Origin of the sequence: Chryseobacterium vietnamense (genome assembly GCF_031454475.1) — a bacterium.
Lineage (GTDB): Bacteria > Bacteroidota > Bacteroidia > Flavobacteriales > Weeksellaceae > Chryseobacterium > Chryseobacterium vietnamense.
Genome location: NZ_JAVDQX010000001.1, coordinates 306,940 through 323,000 on the forward strand (window position 1 = coordinate 306,940; position 16,061 = coordinate 323,000).

Here is a 16,061-nt window from a genome sequence, read left to right on the forward strand (position 1 = left end):
TAGAATGATTGAAAAACTGTAAATTATTCATTTTACAAGAATCTAAACAATTAACGTATTTAATTTGTTTTTAAAAAGATTCAAAGAGTTTTGAAAAATAATTATCTTAGCTCAAACCTTAACCCCATCTCATGATACGGACTTTTCTAGTACTTTTTGTATTGATTTCAAACGTGATTTTTGCTCAAAATAAATTAAATCTAATCCCTTATCCTCAAAAAGTTCAACTTTTACAGGGTGAATTTGTAATCCCAAAAACTTTTGTATTAAGTGGTGATCTGCCAAAAGAGGAAACTGCCTATTTTAAAAACCGAATGGGTTCTCAGTCAGAATTTCAATATGCTCAGAAAGGTGGTGGAATTCATTTAACAAACTCTGTAATTCCTTCGCCTTCGGAAGCAGAAACTCAGCAGAAAAAAGAATATTATTCATTAGAAATCTCTCCAAAGCAAATCCATATTAAGTCTTATACGAAGCAAGGTTATTTTCTGGCTGTTCAAACTTTAATTCAGATTTTCCAACAATACAAAGAGAGTAAGAAAATACCAGCAATGAAGATTGAAGACCAGCCAAAATTTGCCTGGCGTGGAATGCACCTGGATGTTTGCCGTCACTTTTTTACAGTGGATGAAGTAAAACAATATATTGATTATCTGGCAATGTATAAGCTTAATACCTTTCATTGGCATTTAACGGATGATCAGGGATGGAGAATTGAAATCAAAAAATATCCGAAGCTTACCCAGATCGGCTCAAAACGCAAGGAATCCATGATTGGAGCTTATGTAGACAATACGTTTGATGGAAAACCTTACGGCCCTTATTTTTATACACAGGAACAAATAAAAGAAGTAGTAAAATACGCTCAGGACAGACATATTACTGTGGTCCCGGAAATTGAAATGCCGGGACATGCATTGGCCGCTTTATCAGCATACCCTGAACTGGCATGTACCAAAGGACCTTTTGAACCCGCTACGAAATGGGGCGTTTTTGATGATGTTTTCTGCCCGAAAGATGAAACCTTTGCTTTTCTTGAAAATGTTCTGGATGAGGTCATCAAATTATTCCCTTCCCGGTACATTCATATTGGCGGTGATGAGTGCCCGAAGACACGATGGAAGGAATGTGCGCACTGTCAGGAACTGATTAAGAAAAATAATCTGAAAGATGAACATGGTTTGCAAAGCTACTTTATTCATCGTATAGAAAAATATGTCAACAGCAAAGGCCGTAAAATTATTGGTTGGGACGAAATTTTAGAAGGCGGACTAGCTCCGAATGCAGCCGTAATGAGCTGGACGGGAGTGAATGGAGGTATTGAAGCCGCAAAATCAAAACATTTTGCGGTAATGACCCCAGGTGCCTACTGTTATTTTGACCACTATCAGGGAGATCCGCAATCTGAACCTAATGCTTTTGGAGGATTTACACCCCTGGAAAAAGTATACTCTTATAATCCTATCCCTTCTGAGCTTAATGCTGAGCAAGCCAAATTTATTATGGGAGTTCAGGCTAACCTGTGGACAGAATATATTTTAGATTTCAAACAGGTACAGTACATGATTTTTCCAAGATTAATGGCACTTTCTGAAGTGGGATGGGGAACATCAGATCCTAAAAATTATAAAGAATTCGAAAACAGGGTGATCAGTCAGTTTAAGGTTCTGGATGATATGAAAGTAAATTATGCAAGAAGTATTTACAACATCACCGGAAAAGTAATTCCTTCCAATAACGGAATTGCTTACGAGCTTTCCACTTCGCAAAATTCAAACGGCATCCGATATACGCTTGACGGAACAAATCCTTCCATCAATTCTAAAACGTATCAGAATGCAGTTCAGATACCTAATTCTTTAACAATTAAATCGGCCTATTTTGAAGACGGACAATTAAAGAGCGCTGTTTCATCACAGCAATTTACAATTTCAAAAACCACAGGGAAAAAAATAACATTAGAGCAGCAACCGAGTGAAAACTATTCTTTCGGAGGAGCTTTCACCTTAGTAGACGGTATTGTGGGAAATGTAAAACAGCTGGGCAAAACATGGCTGGGTTTTCAGGGAAAAGATGTGGTGGCAACCATAGATTTTGGTCAGAAAACAGCTTTTTCAGAAGTGTATTTCAATACCCTTGAGAACAAAGGAAGCTGGATTCATCTGGCCAAATCTGCTAAGATTTTTGTTTCCGATGATAACAGGAATTTTAAACTGATCAAAGAAATCGACACATCTGAAATTCAGAAAGCCAACGGAAAAATCAAAGTGAATGTAGGAACACAGAATGCAAAATATCTGAAAGTAACTATTGAAAATGCAGGTATTATTCCCGCAGGAAATCCCGGAGCAGATTCCAAAGCTTGGTTATTTGTTGATGAAATTGGCGTAAATTAGAATAAAAAATGCAGGACGACACCGTACTTTCTTCCGAATTCTCATCTTCACCGGAGCTGGTAGAAAAGCTGTATCAGTATGGTACAACAAAAAACTACCAGGAAGGAGATATCATATTAGATGAAAATGCTTCCATCCGTTCCATTCCTATTGTGATGAAAGGAATGCTGAAAGTGATCAGAACCGAAGAAGACGGACGTGAAATCTTATTATATTACATCAAAGCTGGGGAAAGCTGCATTATGTCTTTTCTGGGCGGCATGCACAATGAAAAAAGTATTGTAAAAGCTGAGATTGAAGAGGATGCTGAAATTCTTTTTTTACCTGTAGATAAAGTATCTTTATTCATCAAAGAACATCCTGAATGGCTGGATTATATTTTCAGATTGTATCATAAACGATTTGAAGAACTTTTGGATATCATCAATGCCATTGCTTTCAAAAAAGTAGACGAAAGGCTTCTCAATCTGCTGCAGAAAAAATCTGAACTGACCCGTTCTGAAACCATTCATACCACTCATGAACAACTGGCCAATGAGTTGGGAACCGTAAGGGTAGTGGTTTCAAGACTCCTCAAACAGCTGGAAGAAGATGGAAAACTCAAATTGGGTAGAAACAAAATCACTCTTTTGAAAACCCTGGACTCATAACCCTTACTTTACTTCAATCAAAGGTACTCATATTCCCCTCCTCCAGAGGGGTGGCAAAAATTCAAAGAATTTTTGACGGGGTGGTCAACCTGTCATTGCGAACCGTAGGTGAAGCAATCTCAAAAAAGATGAATTACTCTAAATTCTTTGTGTCATTTGTAAAACCATTAGTGTTCATTCATGTTAAAAAAGCTCCTTATGTAACAAAAGTAGCTGTAGACTTTCTTTCATCTTTCCATTTTTGCATCAGAATTAGTTGAATAAAAATGGAAATTATAGGATATACAGCAGCAATTTTAATTGGTGTTTCTCTAGGTTTAATAGGAGGTGGAGGAAGTATTCTCACGGTTCCTGTACTCGTTTATCTCTTTGGAATCGATGCTTTTCTGGCAACAGAATATTCACTCTTTGTAGTGGGGATTAGCAGTTTGGTAGGCTCCGTGTCATATTTTAAAAAGAGACTGGTCAATTTTAAAATGGCGCTGGTGTTCGGAATACCTTCGGTAATTTCTATTTTTCTGACAAGACAATATATTCTTCCTTTGATTCCTGAGGAAGTATTTCAAATACAGAACTTTATTATTACCAGGAACATTTTTTTATTATTGATTTTTGCCGGTTTAATGATCCTGGCTTCCTATAAAATGATCAAAAGTAATTCCTCAAAAGAATCTTTAGAAAGTACTGGAAACAATGCTTATCTGGCAGCCGGACAGGGCTCAATCGTCGGTATTTTAACCGGATTGGTGGGAGCAGGGGGCGGTTTTATGATTATTCCTGCACTAGTCAATCTTTTAAAAATTCCCATGAAGATGGCGATAGGAACTTCATTAGTTATTATTTCTATCAATTCTCTGATCGGCTTTTTTTCCTCTGTTAATCATGTGAAAATAGAATGGAAGTTTCTCATTTCTATTACAGCCATAGCCATAGCCGGAATTATAATAGGCTCACAATTATCCGGAAAGATTGACGGTAAAAAGCTCAAACCTGCATTCGGGTGGTTTATCCTGATCATGGGTATTTATATTATTACGAAGGAAATCTTCCTTTAATTTTCTTATGTAACAAAAGTAGCTGTACAGGAAAAAGGAATGCAGGAAATTTGTATCAGATAAAATAATCAAAAAATAAAATACAATGAAAATAGAACAGATTTATACAGGATGCCTCGCACAGGGTGCTTACTATATTACCTCAGCAGGAGAAGCTGTAATTATTGACCCTTTAAGAGAAACACAACCTTATATCAATAGACTGAAAGAAGATGGAGTAGAGCTAAAATACATTTTTGAAACCCACTTTCACGCAGATTTTGTAAGCGGGCACCTGGACTTAAGCGATAAAACGGGAGCTCCGATTGTTTATGGCCCGACAGCTCACCCTGAGTTTGATGCCATTATTGCAGAAGATCAGCAGATATTTGAAATAGGAAATATTAAAATCAAAGTTCTTCATACACCAGGACACACTCTTGAAAGTTCATGCTACCTGCTGATTGATGAAATTGGTAATGAAACCGCTCTTTTTAGTGGAGATACCTTATTCCTTGGGGATGTGGGACGTCCTGATCTGGCACAGAAAGGAGCTAATATGACTCAGGAAGAGCTGGCGGGACTTTTGTATGATAGTCTGTACCATAAGATTTTGCCATTAGATGATGGTATTACTGTTTATCCAGCTCATGGATCCGGTTCAGCCTGCGGTAAAAATATGCAGAAAGAAACCGTAGATACATTGGGAAACCAAAAAAGAACCAATTATGCTTTGAATCAAAAGGATAAACAGAGCTTTATACGAGAAGTAACAGATGGACTTTTACCTCCGCCGGCTTATTTCGGAATGAATGTAATGATGAATAAAAAAGGGTACAGCAGTTTTGATGAAGTTCTTTCGAAAGGATTGCACGCTCTTTCCCCGGAACAGTTTGAGGAAATTGCTGAGGCTTCAGGTGCTTTGATTTTAGATGTAAGATCCAACCGTGATTTTGCCAAAAGCTTTATCCCGCAGTCCATCAATATAGGTTTGGATGGTGATTTTGCTCCCTGGGTAGGTGCTTTAATTGCTGATGTAAACCAGCCTATTCTGCTCGTTACCGAAAAAGGATCTGAAGAAGAAACGGTAACCCGGTTGAGCAGGGTAGGATTTGATCATATTCTAGGTTTTTTGGATGGTGGTTTTGAAAGCTGGAAAAAAAGCGGAAAAGAAACGGACTTTGTCAACCGTATCTCTGCAGAACAGTTTGAAACTGAAATAAAAGAAAAAGAAGCTAAAATCATTGATATAAGAAAAGAAAGCGAATACCATGCAGAACATATTCATGAAGCATACAGTAAACCTCTGGCCTATATCAATGAATGGATTCATAAGATAGAACCAACAGAACATTTCTACATGCACTGTGGAAGCGGTTACAGAAGTACAATGGCAGCGAGTATTCTCCAGGCAAGAGGGTACAGAAACTTTTCAGAAATTGAAGGAGGTTTTAAAGCGATTGCCTCTACAGATATTCCCAAAAGCGATTTTGTATGTCAGACTAAAATTTTAAGTACATTAGATTAAAAATAAAAAAATGCTGGAGATTATAAAAGAACCCTGGCCGTGGTATATTGCCGGCCCGTTGATTGGACTTACCGTGCCTGCTTTACTGATAATGGGAAATAAATCCTTTGGAATCAGTTCCTCACTAAGGCATATCTGTGCCGCCTGTATCCCTGCCAATGTGAATTTTTTTAAATACGACTGGAAAAAAGAAGCCTGGAATCTGTTTTTTGTCCTGGGAATTTTCTTCGGAGGAATGGTTGCGGCCCATTTTTTAGTTAATCCCAATGAAGTAATCGTAAATCAGAACCTTAAAACTGAACTGGCAGGCTACGGAATTACAGATTACAGCAATCTGGTTCCGTTACAATTGATGAATTTCGAAAGCCTGTTGACTCTCAGAGGATTTATCATGATGGTTGTGGGAGGATTTTTGGTTGGTTTCGGAACAAGATATGCAGGAGGATGTACCAGCGGACATGCCATTATGGGGCTTTCCAACTTACAGTGGCCGTCTTTGGTGGCAACAGTCTGTTTCATGATCGGTGGATTTTTAATGGCAAATATTATTCTGCCTGTTATTCTGTCCCTGTAAATAATTTTAAAAAGAGAAGTTTACATTATGATAAAAGAAAAAGAACAAGATATACGTCATCAGGATGCTGTTTGTGTGAACGAAAGTATCCTTACTCACAAATGGTATCACAACCTGAAATACCTTGCTGCAGGAATTATTTTTGGAATTATTTTCGTAAAAGCAGAAGTGATCAGCTGGTTCAGGATACAGGAAATGTTCCGTCTTCAGTCTTTCCATATGTACGGAATCATTGGAAGTGCCGTATTGGTGGGAATGATTTCCGTAGGGCTGATTAAAAAATTCAATATAAAAACAATGTATGGAGAACCTATTACATTGACCCCTAAAAAGTTTAATAAAGGTCAGATTTACGGTGGATTGATTTTTGGCTTTGGGTGGGCAATTACAGGAGCATGCCCAGGTCCTCTGTTTGCTCAGATCGGAACAGGAGCTTTAGCAGTATCTGTTACCTTGCTGAGCGCTGTTGCCGGAACATGGGTATATGGCTATTTCAGAGATAAACTGCCTCATTGACACTTGATAAAAAAGACTGCAGATTATTTCTGCAGTCTCACAAGTATAAAAATTATGAATAAATGAAGTTCTCCGCACCTAAAGCCATATAAAGATTTATACGCTCTATTCTGTACTGAAGTTCCAGATTGATGAGGTTCATTTCATTTTTCAATAGGTCCCTTTGTTTACGGATCAGTACGAAACTGTTGCTGGTACCGACCTTTATTTGTTTTTCAGTAAGAGAAATATTATTTTTCAGTTCATTGACAGCGTTGGTTGTATACGTCATCTGCTTTTCAATAGAACGGAGATTGGCTAAAGAAGATTCCACTTCATTCAATGCATTCAGAACAGCTTTTGAATATTCTTCAACAACCTGCTTCTGCTGGGAGTTTTTTACTTCCACATTCTTTTTAAGCTTTCCACCGTTGAATAGGGGAGAAACCAATCCTCCGCCCACTTTCAACAAAGGGTTGGAAAATAAAGAATTAATGGCTTCCACATTACTTCCGGCACTGCCAAGAGAAGAGCTTATACTTAATGAAGGAAGTCTTGCCGCTTTAGCTTCCTGTACTTCATAAAATGCTTTTTCGATCTGAAAATGGCTTGCCTGTATGTCTGACCTGTTCTCAAGAAGCTCCAGAGGGAAAGATTCAGGAATATTACTCTTCACAGGAGTAAAGAAATTCTGGGTTGCCAGTTTTCCTTCCGGATATTTTCCGGTGAGAAGTTCCAGGGATCTTCTCGACTGCATATTGGCATTTTTAATCTTTTCAAGATAACCCTGCAGGGAAATAATTTCGGCAGAAATATTGGAAACATCGATAGCATTTGCCGTTCCTACTTTCTTTTGAATGATATAAAGCTTTTCCAGGTCTTTGGTCATCTGAATATAGCTTTCAATCTTATCTTCCTGAATGTTTCCTGCAATATTCAGAAAATAAGCTTTGGCAATCATCCCGGCAATAGACTGATGCAGCAGTGTATTCTGATGTTTTGCAGAAAAATAACTGCTGGTGCTGGCCATCTGTGAAGATTTATTCTTACCCCAAAGGTCAATTTCCCAATTGGCTTTTAATGCAAGACGTTGTACCTGGCTGCCACTGACCAGATTATTGGACGTGTTGGCAACAGCACTTACACTCGGATACAGGTCACTTCCGGCAATTTCCATTGCCAGCTCAACCTGATTAAGCTTTTCTCTGGCAATAATCAGATCCGCATTATACAACATGCCTTCATTAATCAGTGCTTCCAGTTGAGAAGTTTTAAGATCATTGATCCAGTCATAGGAAATTGATTTTGCATTTGCTTTTCTGTCAAAAATCCAGTCATCCGGTATTTGTAGATGAGAAGCAATTTCGCTCTTTTCTTTAAGCTGATCTATGTTTTCCTTTGTAGCTTCTTTATAACCGATGCATGAGCTTAAGCTTACAGCCAATACGCTCACTAAAATTAACTTTTTGTACATGTTAATGAAGTTTAGGAATCAGGAAGTTGATCTTACTGTTGATGCGAACCATTACTTTTCGGATAAGATGAAGAGGTTTTACATGATCAGAATAGATCACTGCTGCTCCTCTTGCTCCCACTGTGAGCTGTTTCTGACTGTCTTCCAGGATAAACTTGGCAATAAGCTTTCCATCGGTTTCCGGTAATTGTCTTGCCGTATCAGGAAGTCCGGCTGTAGTACCGTTTCCGCCCAGCATTCCTCCGGCATTATTCATAATCCCCTGGCTTGTAGCATCAATCACATATTCAAGTCTGGCTTTCACTACTTTTCCCGGTTCGGTTTTCAGAGCAAGTTCCACTTCATTTCCTTTTTGTACGGCTTCAAGCTCGTTCTGAGCAAAGAATCCAATGACTGACTGCTGTTTCTGAATCAGAACAAATGCAGATTTGAAGGGTGCCATAATTGCTCCTTCATTCAGTTGAACATTCGGAATCACACCATCGGTAGGTGCGAGGACAACGGTTTGGGAAAGATTCCATTTGGCCTGTTCCAGCTTAGCCTGGATCTCAGACACTGATGAGTTTTCGCCACCATAAGAAGCATTGGATTTTGTTTCCAGTGACTGCTGTTGTGACTGGGCAGCACTGATTCTGGATTGCAGATCACGTACATTGGTTATAGCCTGGTCCAGATCAAATTTGTTGGCTGCTCCTGCCTGTACCAGTTCTTGGTATTGAGAGACTCTTTTGCTGGCAAGATCAAGCTGCGACTGTAATGCCATAATATTTTTTCTTGATGCTGATATATCTGCATCATAAGAATGTACGGTAGCTTTCATACTGCTCAGTTTAGCTTCCAGTGATTTAATTTCCTGTAGATAAGGTTCTCTGTCAATTACAAATAGAGTATCTCCCTTTTTTACTTCCTGGTTGGTCTTCACATATACTTTCTTTACCTTTCCTAAAACCTGAGTAGTAATATCCACACTTCGGTTTACTACCTTTACATCAGAGGTAATGGGACAGAAATAATTTAAACTTAAGATCAAAGCGATAGATCCGAAAATAGGTAGTGAATATACTATTACCTGTGTGGTAAATGTCCATGGGATCAGTTTTAATTTTTTAATGAGAAGCCAGCATATTCCGGCATATATTGCGACTAGTAATTCCAGCATGTTTTTTAATTTTCGATGGGTTTAAATTCTTCTTCAGGTAAATCCTTGTTGTCTGTTTCTTCTTCAGTCGTCGTCTGGTTTCCATAGTTATAGTTGGCCCAGATTAAGGCAACCGGCCATAACAGACCACCAAAGATTAGAGAAAGAAGGCACATGCTTTTGATAGCATTCAGTTGAGGATGATTCTTCTTTTCTGCTACTTTTTCCGGATAAATATGAGCTTTCCAGAAGATATAAATTCCGGCAGCAGGCAGTACAAATAGGATAAGCCAGGACGCTCCGTCGGCTATTTTGTCTTCAATATTGCCTGTAGATGCCTGTACAAAATTGCATGCGAGTAACAGGCAGAGAATGGTGGTTATTCTTTGCATAAAATATAAAATGGTAATAAAATGTTGACTTAAGAAAATACAGATTCAGATCCGGAGGAATATCCGGACGATCATATTTTAATCCTGTTAAGATGTAAAGACTATTCTATACGGTGGAATGCTTTGAAGATGTTGATATTTTTTTTCATTTGGTTTTTTTATATGTGAAGAACAAGTTTTTGACCGGACAAAATTATACTGAATGGAACAATTAAAAGTATTCTTAAGTTATTTTTTTCCTTGATTCTTTTTTTTATTGTCGCGGGCCGTAATACGGGAAAGAGAGTTTGGAGTAATACCCAGAAAATTAGCAATATACTTTCTGTTTGCATTTTGACAGACAAACGGATGATTGTTCAGGAAATCTTCATAGCGGGAAAGCGGTGAGCTCCTGCAGAACTGCTCTGTACGGGCAGATAAGATGCTGATAATCTGTTTTAAAGATTTTAAATATAAATTGTAAATTCCTTTATGCTGAAATGCGATCTGCTCAAATTCGCCTTTATTAAAAAGAAAAATTTGAGAATCGATGACAGCTTGTATGGTATACTTTTTTGTACCTTCAGGGGAATAAGATTCCGGACTCTCCAGAAAGGCAACCTCTTTTTCTGAGGGCAGAAAAGTATTGATTTCAACTCCGTTTTCATCGTCAAAGAAAAATCTTAGCAGGCCGCCGGTCAATATAAATAAATGATTAAACGGCTGACCAGGCTCTAATAGTTTTTCTTTTTTTCGAAGAAGTTTGGGAGTACTGATGCCTGCAAGGATCTGGATTTCTTCATCCGATAATTCCTTAAAGCAATCCATTCTTCTAAATGTTTTAAACATAAATATTAATTAAAATAACCTTTATAAAAATAATAAAAAATAGCAAAGAAAAATAGTGAGAAAACGACACCATTTTCAATGGATTTTTTTAAGATATTTGCTTTGTATTAAATAATTCTTACATACAATGAACAATAACCGAAGAAGTTTTATCAAGAAACTGGGAATTGCAACCGCAGCACTTACCATTAACCCTTTGGAGCTAATGGCCGGAGAACTGCCTGAAAACAAAAAAATCATCAACAAACCTATCGTACTTTCCACCTGGAATTTTGGATTAAAAGCCAATGAAGAAGCATGGACTATCCTTGGAAAAGGAGGACGAGCTTTGGATGCGGTAGAAAAAGGAGTACGTCTCGTAGAATTAGATCCAAAAGAAAGAAGTGTTGGATATGGAGGACGTCCGGACAGAGATGGTACAGTGACACTTGATGCCTGCATCATGGATGAGAATTATAATATCGGTTCTGTAGCATGTCTGGAACATGTTAAAAACCCCATTTCGGTTGCCAGAGCTGTCATGGAAAAAACACCCCACGTTATGCTGGTAGGTGACGGAGCATTACAGTTTGCCCTTTCACAAGGTTTTAAAAAAGAAAATCTTCTCACTCCGGAATCAGAAAAAGAATGGAAAGAATGGTTAAAAACCAGCCAGTATAAGCCCATTGCCAATATTGAAAACCACGATACCATAGGAATGATCGCCTTGGATGCACAGGGGAACCTTTCCGGAGCCTGTACTACCAGCGGAATGGCTTTCAAAATGCACGGCAGAGTAGGAGATTCCCCCATTATCGGAGCAGGTTTGTTTGTAGATAATGAAGTGGGGGCAGCTACAGCAACGGGCCACGGTGAAGAGGTCATAAGAACAGTAGGAACGCACCTGGTGGTTGAGTTGATGAGACAGGGCAGAAATCCACAGGAAGCCTGTAAAGAAGCCGTGGACAGAATTGTAAAAATCAATCAGCGAAGAAACAAAAATCTGAAAGATATTCAGGTAGGTTTTATTGCCATCAATAAACAGGGAGAATATGGATCTTACTGTATTCAGGACGGATTCAACTTTGCCGTGCATGATCAGAAAGGAAACCGCCTTGAAACTCCCGAATTTGCTTTGAAATAATTAAAAATTCAATAGGAATGGGCTATAATCCTGAGCATAGACGAAGGAAGCCCATGTAAACAAATAAAAGATACCCATTGGCTTTAGCCAAAACATAAAAACAAATATGAAAAGAACGATCGTCGCTTCCTTATTTCTTATTATTGCCTGCAAGGAAGAAAAGAAGGAGATAAAAACAGATGCCCAATCAGTACAGACAGAAGAAAAAGTAGTTTTGCATAATGAGCCCAATGAAGCTGAAGCTGCTAAAAAATGGTTGGAAAAAAGTATTGTCGATTATTTTAAAGCAGACATCGGAAGTGAAGAAAAGAATATGCGGAAAATCACAACCAAAGACTACTTCGATTATAAAATGGATGCGATGAATGTTGATCTGGATGTTGATGGAAGTCTTACCGATAAAGAATTTCAGGATAAATGGAAAACCAGATTTGATGTAAGTAAAGCAGGTGTTGGAGCGGGCTTCCTGATTACAGCACAGGACTGGGATAAAATTGAAGTTGGAAGCTGTGATTTAGAACTCTCCTCAAAAGATGAATATCTATTCAATGTAGTGCTGACAGACAAAAATTTTAAAGCAGAATATCCGTCAGTAATAAAAGTAGTAAAAGAAAACGGTTCCTTTCTGATTGCAGATGTACTGCAGGACGAACCAAAGTCAAATTAAATAGATACAATACAATGTCAAAAATAGAAATAGCTTGTTTTAATCCTGAATCAGCGATCATTGCTTTTGAAAATGGGGCAGACAGAATAGAATTATGTGATGGCCTGAGTGAAGGTGGAACTACTCCGGACTTCGAAACCATGAAAAAACTTCGTGAAAAAATTACAATCCCTATGTTTGTAATGATCCGTCCCAGAGGAGGTGATTTCACGTATTCGGATTCAGAATTTGAGCAGATGAAAAACGATTTGATTCAATTAAAATCCTTACAGGCAGATGGTTTTGTTTTCGGTATTCTGGATGAAAATGATGAGGTTAATATTGAACAGAATAAAGCCTTAGTAGAATTGGCAGCGCCACTTCCATGTACTTTTCACCGTGCTTTTGATCGTGCTGCGAGTCTGGAAGAATCGTTGGAAAAAGTAATTGAATGTGGTTTTACCACCATTCTTACTTCCGGCCAGAAACCAAATGTATCTGATGGAAAAGAAAACCTTAAGAAACTGGTTGAGCTCTCCGATGGAAGAATAGAAATCCTTGTAGGAGGCGGACTTCGCTCATCCAATATTGAAGAGATAAGAACAATTACCAATGCGGGTTACTTCCATTCTTCAGCCATTACGGATGGTGGTGCTTTTGCCAACGCGGATGAAATGGCTGCGTTGAAGAATAAATAATATAGTTGTATTTTGGCAGTTGTTTAAACGCAAAGTTTAAAATGAAATTGTAGTATAATTTGAGGAAGCAAAGATGTGGCAAAGCCACTGACTAAGCTTAAGAATAAATACATTTGCTTCATCCAATCGATTGAAAATCGATTCTTTCTCAGCTCGCTTAAATATTGCATAACGTAAATAAATACTTTGCGTTTAAATAAAATAATTAAAATAAAAAAACACAAATGAATGACCGAAAACGAATTATCTTACAAAATAATAGGAGCTGCTATAGAGGTACATAAAAACTTAGGAGTGGGTTTATTAGAAAATGCATATGAAACAGCTTTAGCTTATGAATTAAAGATGCAGGGACTTAATGTTAAACAACAGTTATCCTTGCCTTTAAAGTATAAAGAAGTGTTTATAGAAAATGCATACAGAATCGATTTGGTTGTAGAAGATAAAGTTATTGTAGAAGTTAAATCTGTGCTGGAGTTACACCCTATTTTTCACTCACAGGTGTTGACGTATCTAAAACAGACTAATATAAAATTGGGATTACTTATTAATTTTAATAATGAACTTATTAAGTACGGAATCCATAGAATTGTAAACAAATTTATTGATGAATAGAACGATCCTTTTTGCTTTTCTTTTCACACAGAATATCCTTTTTGCACAGTTTTCCCAAAGGAGCTTGTCTTCAGAGAACTGGCAGTTTAAAAATTCAAAAGATCAAAACTGGCTTCCTGCGAAAGTTCCGGGAACCGTTCATCTGGATTTGATGGAGAATAAGATCATTTCTGATCCTTTTAAAGATGAAAATGAAAAGAAAGTACAATGGATTGAAAATGAAGACTGGGATTATCAGACAGCATTTACAGTTTCCTCTCGGGATTTAAAGAACGATAATATTGACCTTGTTTTTAACGGATTGGATACATTTTCTGAAATCTACCTTAATGGTCAGCTGCTGAAGAAAACAGACAATATGTTCAGGAAATGGAATATTCCTGTGAAACAATATCTAAAACCGGGTAATAATGTATTGCAGATTAAGTTTCAATCTGCTGTCAATACCGGAAAAGAACTTGCTAAAAAAGTTCCGTTTACCATGCCGGAATCCCCAAGAAGCTTTGTAAGAAAAGCACAGTATCAGTTCGGATGGGATTGGGGGCCGAGACTGGTTACGGCAGGAATATGGAAAGACGTTCAGCTTGAATTCTGGAATAATGCTAAAATTATTACGGTCAAAGATATTCAGAAGAGAGTTTCTGACACTTCCAATGATCTACGTTTCGACGTAGAAATTTATGCTCAGAATGCCGGTGATTATATCTTGGATCTAAATAAAATTCACAAAAAAGTATCTTTAAAAAAAGGAAGCAATACAATATCGGTTGCTTACAAAACAGCCGGAATGAAGCTCTGGCAACCAAACGGACGCGGTGAAGCTCACCTCTACGATTTCGAGGTAAAGCTTTCCAAAGATCAGAAAAATATTGATGCTAAGAATATCAGGATAGGATTAAGAACCGTAGAATTGATTCAGGAAAAAGATGAAAAAGGAAAATCATTCTATTTTAAGGTAAATGGGCAGCCATTGTACATCAAAGGAACCAACTGGATTCCGGGCGATAGTTTTTCACCAAGAATGACCAGGGAAAAATATCAGAAACTGATCAAAGATACAAAGGACGCTAATATGAATATGATCCGCATCTGGGGTGGCGGTATTTACGAAGATGAAGAATTTTACAAAGCCTGTGATGAAAACGGAATCCTGGTCTGGCAGGACTTTATGTTTGCAGGAAGTTTTTACCCTGCGGATGAAGCATTTTTAAACAATGTAAAAAAAGAAGTAAAAGATCAGGTGAACAGACTTCAGAATCATCCGTCCATTGCTTTGTGGTGCGGAAATAATGAAATTGATGAAGCCATTGTCAACTGGGGCTATCAGAAACAGTTCAAATATTCAAAAAATGATTCTCTTCAGGTGTGGAAAGACTATAAAAAGCTTTTCCATGAGGTAATTCCCAATGCATTGGCAGAAAACCTGAAGTCTGAGAAAAATATATATTGGCCGAGTTCTCCATCCATTGGTTGGGGACATAAAGAAAGCCTTACAGAAGGAGACTCTCACTATTGGGGCGTTTGGTGGGGTGAGCAGCCCTTTGAAATTTACAATGAAAAAGTAGGACGCTTCATGTCTGAATATGGCTTTCAGGGTACACCTAGCCTTGAAACGACAAAATCAATGTTTTCCGGAACGCCGGATTTGAGCCTTCAGAATCCAACTATCAAAGCTCATGAAAAGCATGCCCGCGGCTGGGATATTATCAATGAATACCTGAAGCGTGATTATAAAATTCCTACGGATTTTATACAATACAATTATGTTTCACAGCTTTTACAGGCAAGAGGAATGCAGATTGCGATTGAAGCCCACCGTAGGGCAAAACCTTATAATATGGGAACGCTGTATTGGCAGCTCAACGATTGCTGGCCGGTAGTTTCATGGTCTTCCATTGATTATCTCGGAAACTGGAAAGCCTTCCATTATCAGGCGAAAAGAAGCTTTGAACCTGTGTTGGTATCAATTGCTGAAACCGATAAAAGCTATGACGTTTATCTGATAAGTGACCTTATGAAAGAGTTGAAACTTGATACGAAGTTTGAACTCATTGATTTTAAAGGAAAAACACTTTGGAAAAGCAATCAGTCAGAGATTGTAAATGACGATGTAAGTAAGAAAATCAGAAGTATAAATAAATCAGAATTGGCACAGTTTAATCTGTCTGAAGCCGTTTTAAAGATCAGCTCCGAAAAGGATGTAACATTTCAAAAACTGTTCTTTTTTAATAAACCAAAAGACCTCAAACTTTCAAAACCTGAGATTAAGATCAGAAAATTATCATCCACTGAAATTGAAATATCAACAGATGTCCTTGCAAAAGATATTTATTTGATTGGAGATACTCATTTCAGTGATAATTTCTTTGATCTCTTGCCGGGAACCTCAAAAAGAATTACCCTTTCAAAACCTTTGGAAAAAATTGAAGTAATGAGTCTTTGGGATGTGATGAAGGAGTAATAGGTCAAT

15 protein-coding genes are annotated in these 16,061 nt (G+C 37.8%); 11 read left to right on the top strand and 4 right to left on the bottom strand.

Annotation, left to right across the window (positions count from 1 at the left end; all coding sequences use genetic code 11):
• Window positions 1-131 precede the first annotated feature (131 nt).
• The 6 genes from J2786_RS01300 (at window position 132) to J2786_RS01325 (ending at window position 6,698) form a co-directional block, all read left to right on the top strand.
• The gene (locus tag J2786_RS01300) at window positions 132-2,396 is read left to right on the top strand and encodes a glycoside hydrolase family 20 protein (protein WP_047432349.1); all 2,265 of its coding nucleotides are present in this window, start codon (window positions 132-134) and stop codon (window positions 2,394-2,396) included.
• An 8-nt stretch (window positions 2,397-2,404) separates the two neighbouring features.
• Window positions 2,405-3,046 (top strand): Crp/Fnr family transcriptional regulator, encoded by a 642-nt coding sequence (locus J2786_RS01305; protein WP_047432346.1) that lies wholly within the window; start codon window positions 2,405-2,407, stop codon window positions 3,044-3,046.
• A gap of 266 nt (window positions 3,047-3,312) precedes the next feature.
• Complete coding sequence (locus J2786_RS01310) at window positions 3,313-4,101, top strand: sulfite exporter TauE/SafE family protein (RefSeq protein WP_047432342.1); 789 nt, start codon at window positions 3,313-3,315, stop codon at window positions 4,099-4,101.
• A gap of 85 nt (window positions 4,102-4,186) precedes the next feature.
• Window positions 4,187-5,608, top strand: a complete 1,422-nt coding sequence (locus J2786_RS01315) for an MBL fold metallo-hydrolase (RefSeq protein ID WP_047432339.1) — start codon at window positions 4,187-4,189, stop codon at window positions 5,606-5,608.
• A 10-nt stretch (window positions 5,609-5,618) separates the two neighbouring features.
• Window positions 5,619-6,182: a YeeE/YedE family protein gene (locus J2786_RS01320; protein WP_047432336.1), complete on the top strand. Its 564-nt coding sequence runs from the start codon at window positions 5,619-5,621 to the stop codon at window positions 6,180-6,182.
• A 27-nt stretch (window positions 6,183-6,209) separates the two neighbouring features.
• Window positions 6,210-6,698, top strand: coding sequence for a DUF6691 family protein (locus J2786_RS01325; RefSeq protein WP_047432334.1), 489 nt, complete (start codon window positions 6,210-6,212; stop codon window positions 6,696-6,698).
• 52 nt (window positions 6,699-6,750) lie between these two features.
• Here the strand turns inward: J2786_RS01325 and J2786_RS01330 are convergent, their stop codons facing one another.
• From J2786_RS01330 to J2786_RS01345, 4 genes are all read right to left on the bottom strand, one after another.
• Window positions 6,751-8,151: a TolC family protein gene (locus J2786_RS01330; RefSeq protein WP_047432333.1), complete on the bottom strand. Its 1,401-nt coding sequence runs from the start codon at window positions 8,149-8,151 to the stop codon at window positions 6,751-6,753.
• 1 nt (window position 8,152) lies between these two features.
• Window positions 8,153-9,310 (bottom strand): HlyD family secretion protein, encoded by a 1,158-nt coding sequence (locus J2786_RS01335; RefSeq protein WP_047432330.1) that lies wholly within the window; start codon window positions 9,308-9,310, stop codon window positions 8,153-8,155.
• A 5-nt stretch (window positions 9,311-9,315) separates the two neighbouring features.
• Entirely contained in the window at window positions 9,316-9,681 is a 366-nt protein-coding gene (locus tag J2786_RS01340; protein ID WP_082001976.1) for a DUF3302 domain-containing protein, read from the bottom strand.
• Between the two features lie 228 nt (window positions 9,682-9,909).
• Entirely contained in the window at window positions 9,910-10,488 is a 579-nt protein-coding gene (locus J2786_RS01345; protein ID WP_310023679.1) for a Crp/Fnr family transcriptional regulator, read from the bottom strand.
• A 148-nt stretch (window positions 10,489-10,636) separates the two neighbouring features.
• Between J2786_RS01345 and J2786_RS01350 the strand changes: the two genes are divergently transcribed.
• From J2786_RS01350 to J2786_RS01370, 5 genes are all read left to right on the top strand, one after another.
• Window positions 10,637-11,632, top strand: a complete 996-nt coding sequence (locus J2786_RS01350) for an isoaspartyl peptidase/L-asparaginase family protein (RefSeq protein ID WP_047432328.1) — start codon at window positions 10,637-10,639, stop codon at window positions 11,630-11,632.
• Window positions 11,633-11,738: 106 nt separating this feature from the next.
• Window positions 11,739-12,299 (top strand): hypothetical protein, encoded by a 561-nt coding sequence (locus J2786_RS01355; protein WP_047432326.1) that lies wholly within the window; start codon window positions 11,739-11,741, stop codon window positions 12,297-12,299.
• A 14-nt stretch (window positions 12,300-12,313) separates the two neighbouring features.
• Window positions 12,314-12,976 (top strand): copper homeostasis protein CutC, encoded by a 663-nt coding sequence (locus J2786_RS01360; RefSeq protein WP_047432324.1) that lies wholly within the window; start codon window positions 12,314-12,316, stop codon window positions 12,974-12,976.
• Window positions 12,977-13,204: 228 nt separating this feature from the next.
• The gene (locus tag J2786_RS01365; RefSeq protein WP_047432322.1) at window positions 13,205-13,591 is read left to right on the top strand and encodes a GxxExxY protein; all 387 of its coding nucleotides are present in this window, start codon (window positions 13,205-13,207) and stop codon (window positions 13,589-13,591) included.
• On the top strand, window positions 13,584-16,052 hold the full coding sequence (locus tag J2786_RS01370) for a beta-mannosidase (protein WP_047432318.1): 2,469 nt from the start codon (window positions 13,584-13,586) through the stop codon (window positions 16,050-16,052). The genes J2786_RS01365 and J2786_RS01370 overlap by 8 nt, the downstream gene beginning before the upstream one ends.
• Window positions 16,053-16,061: the final 9 nt, after the last annotated feature.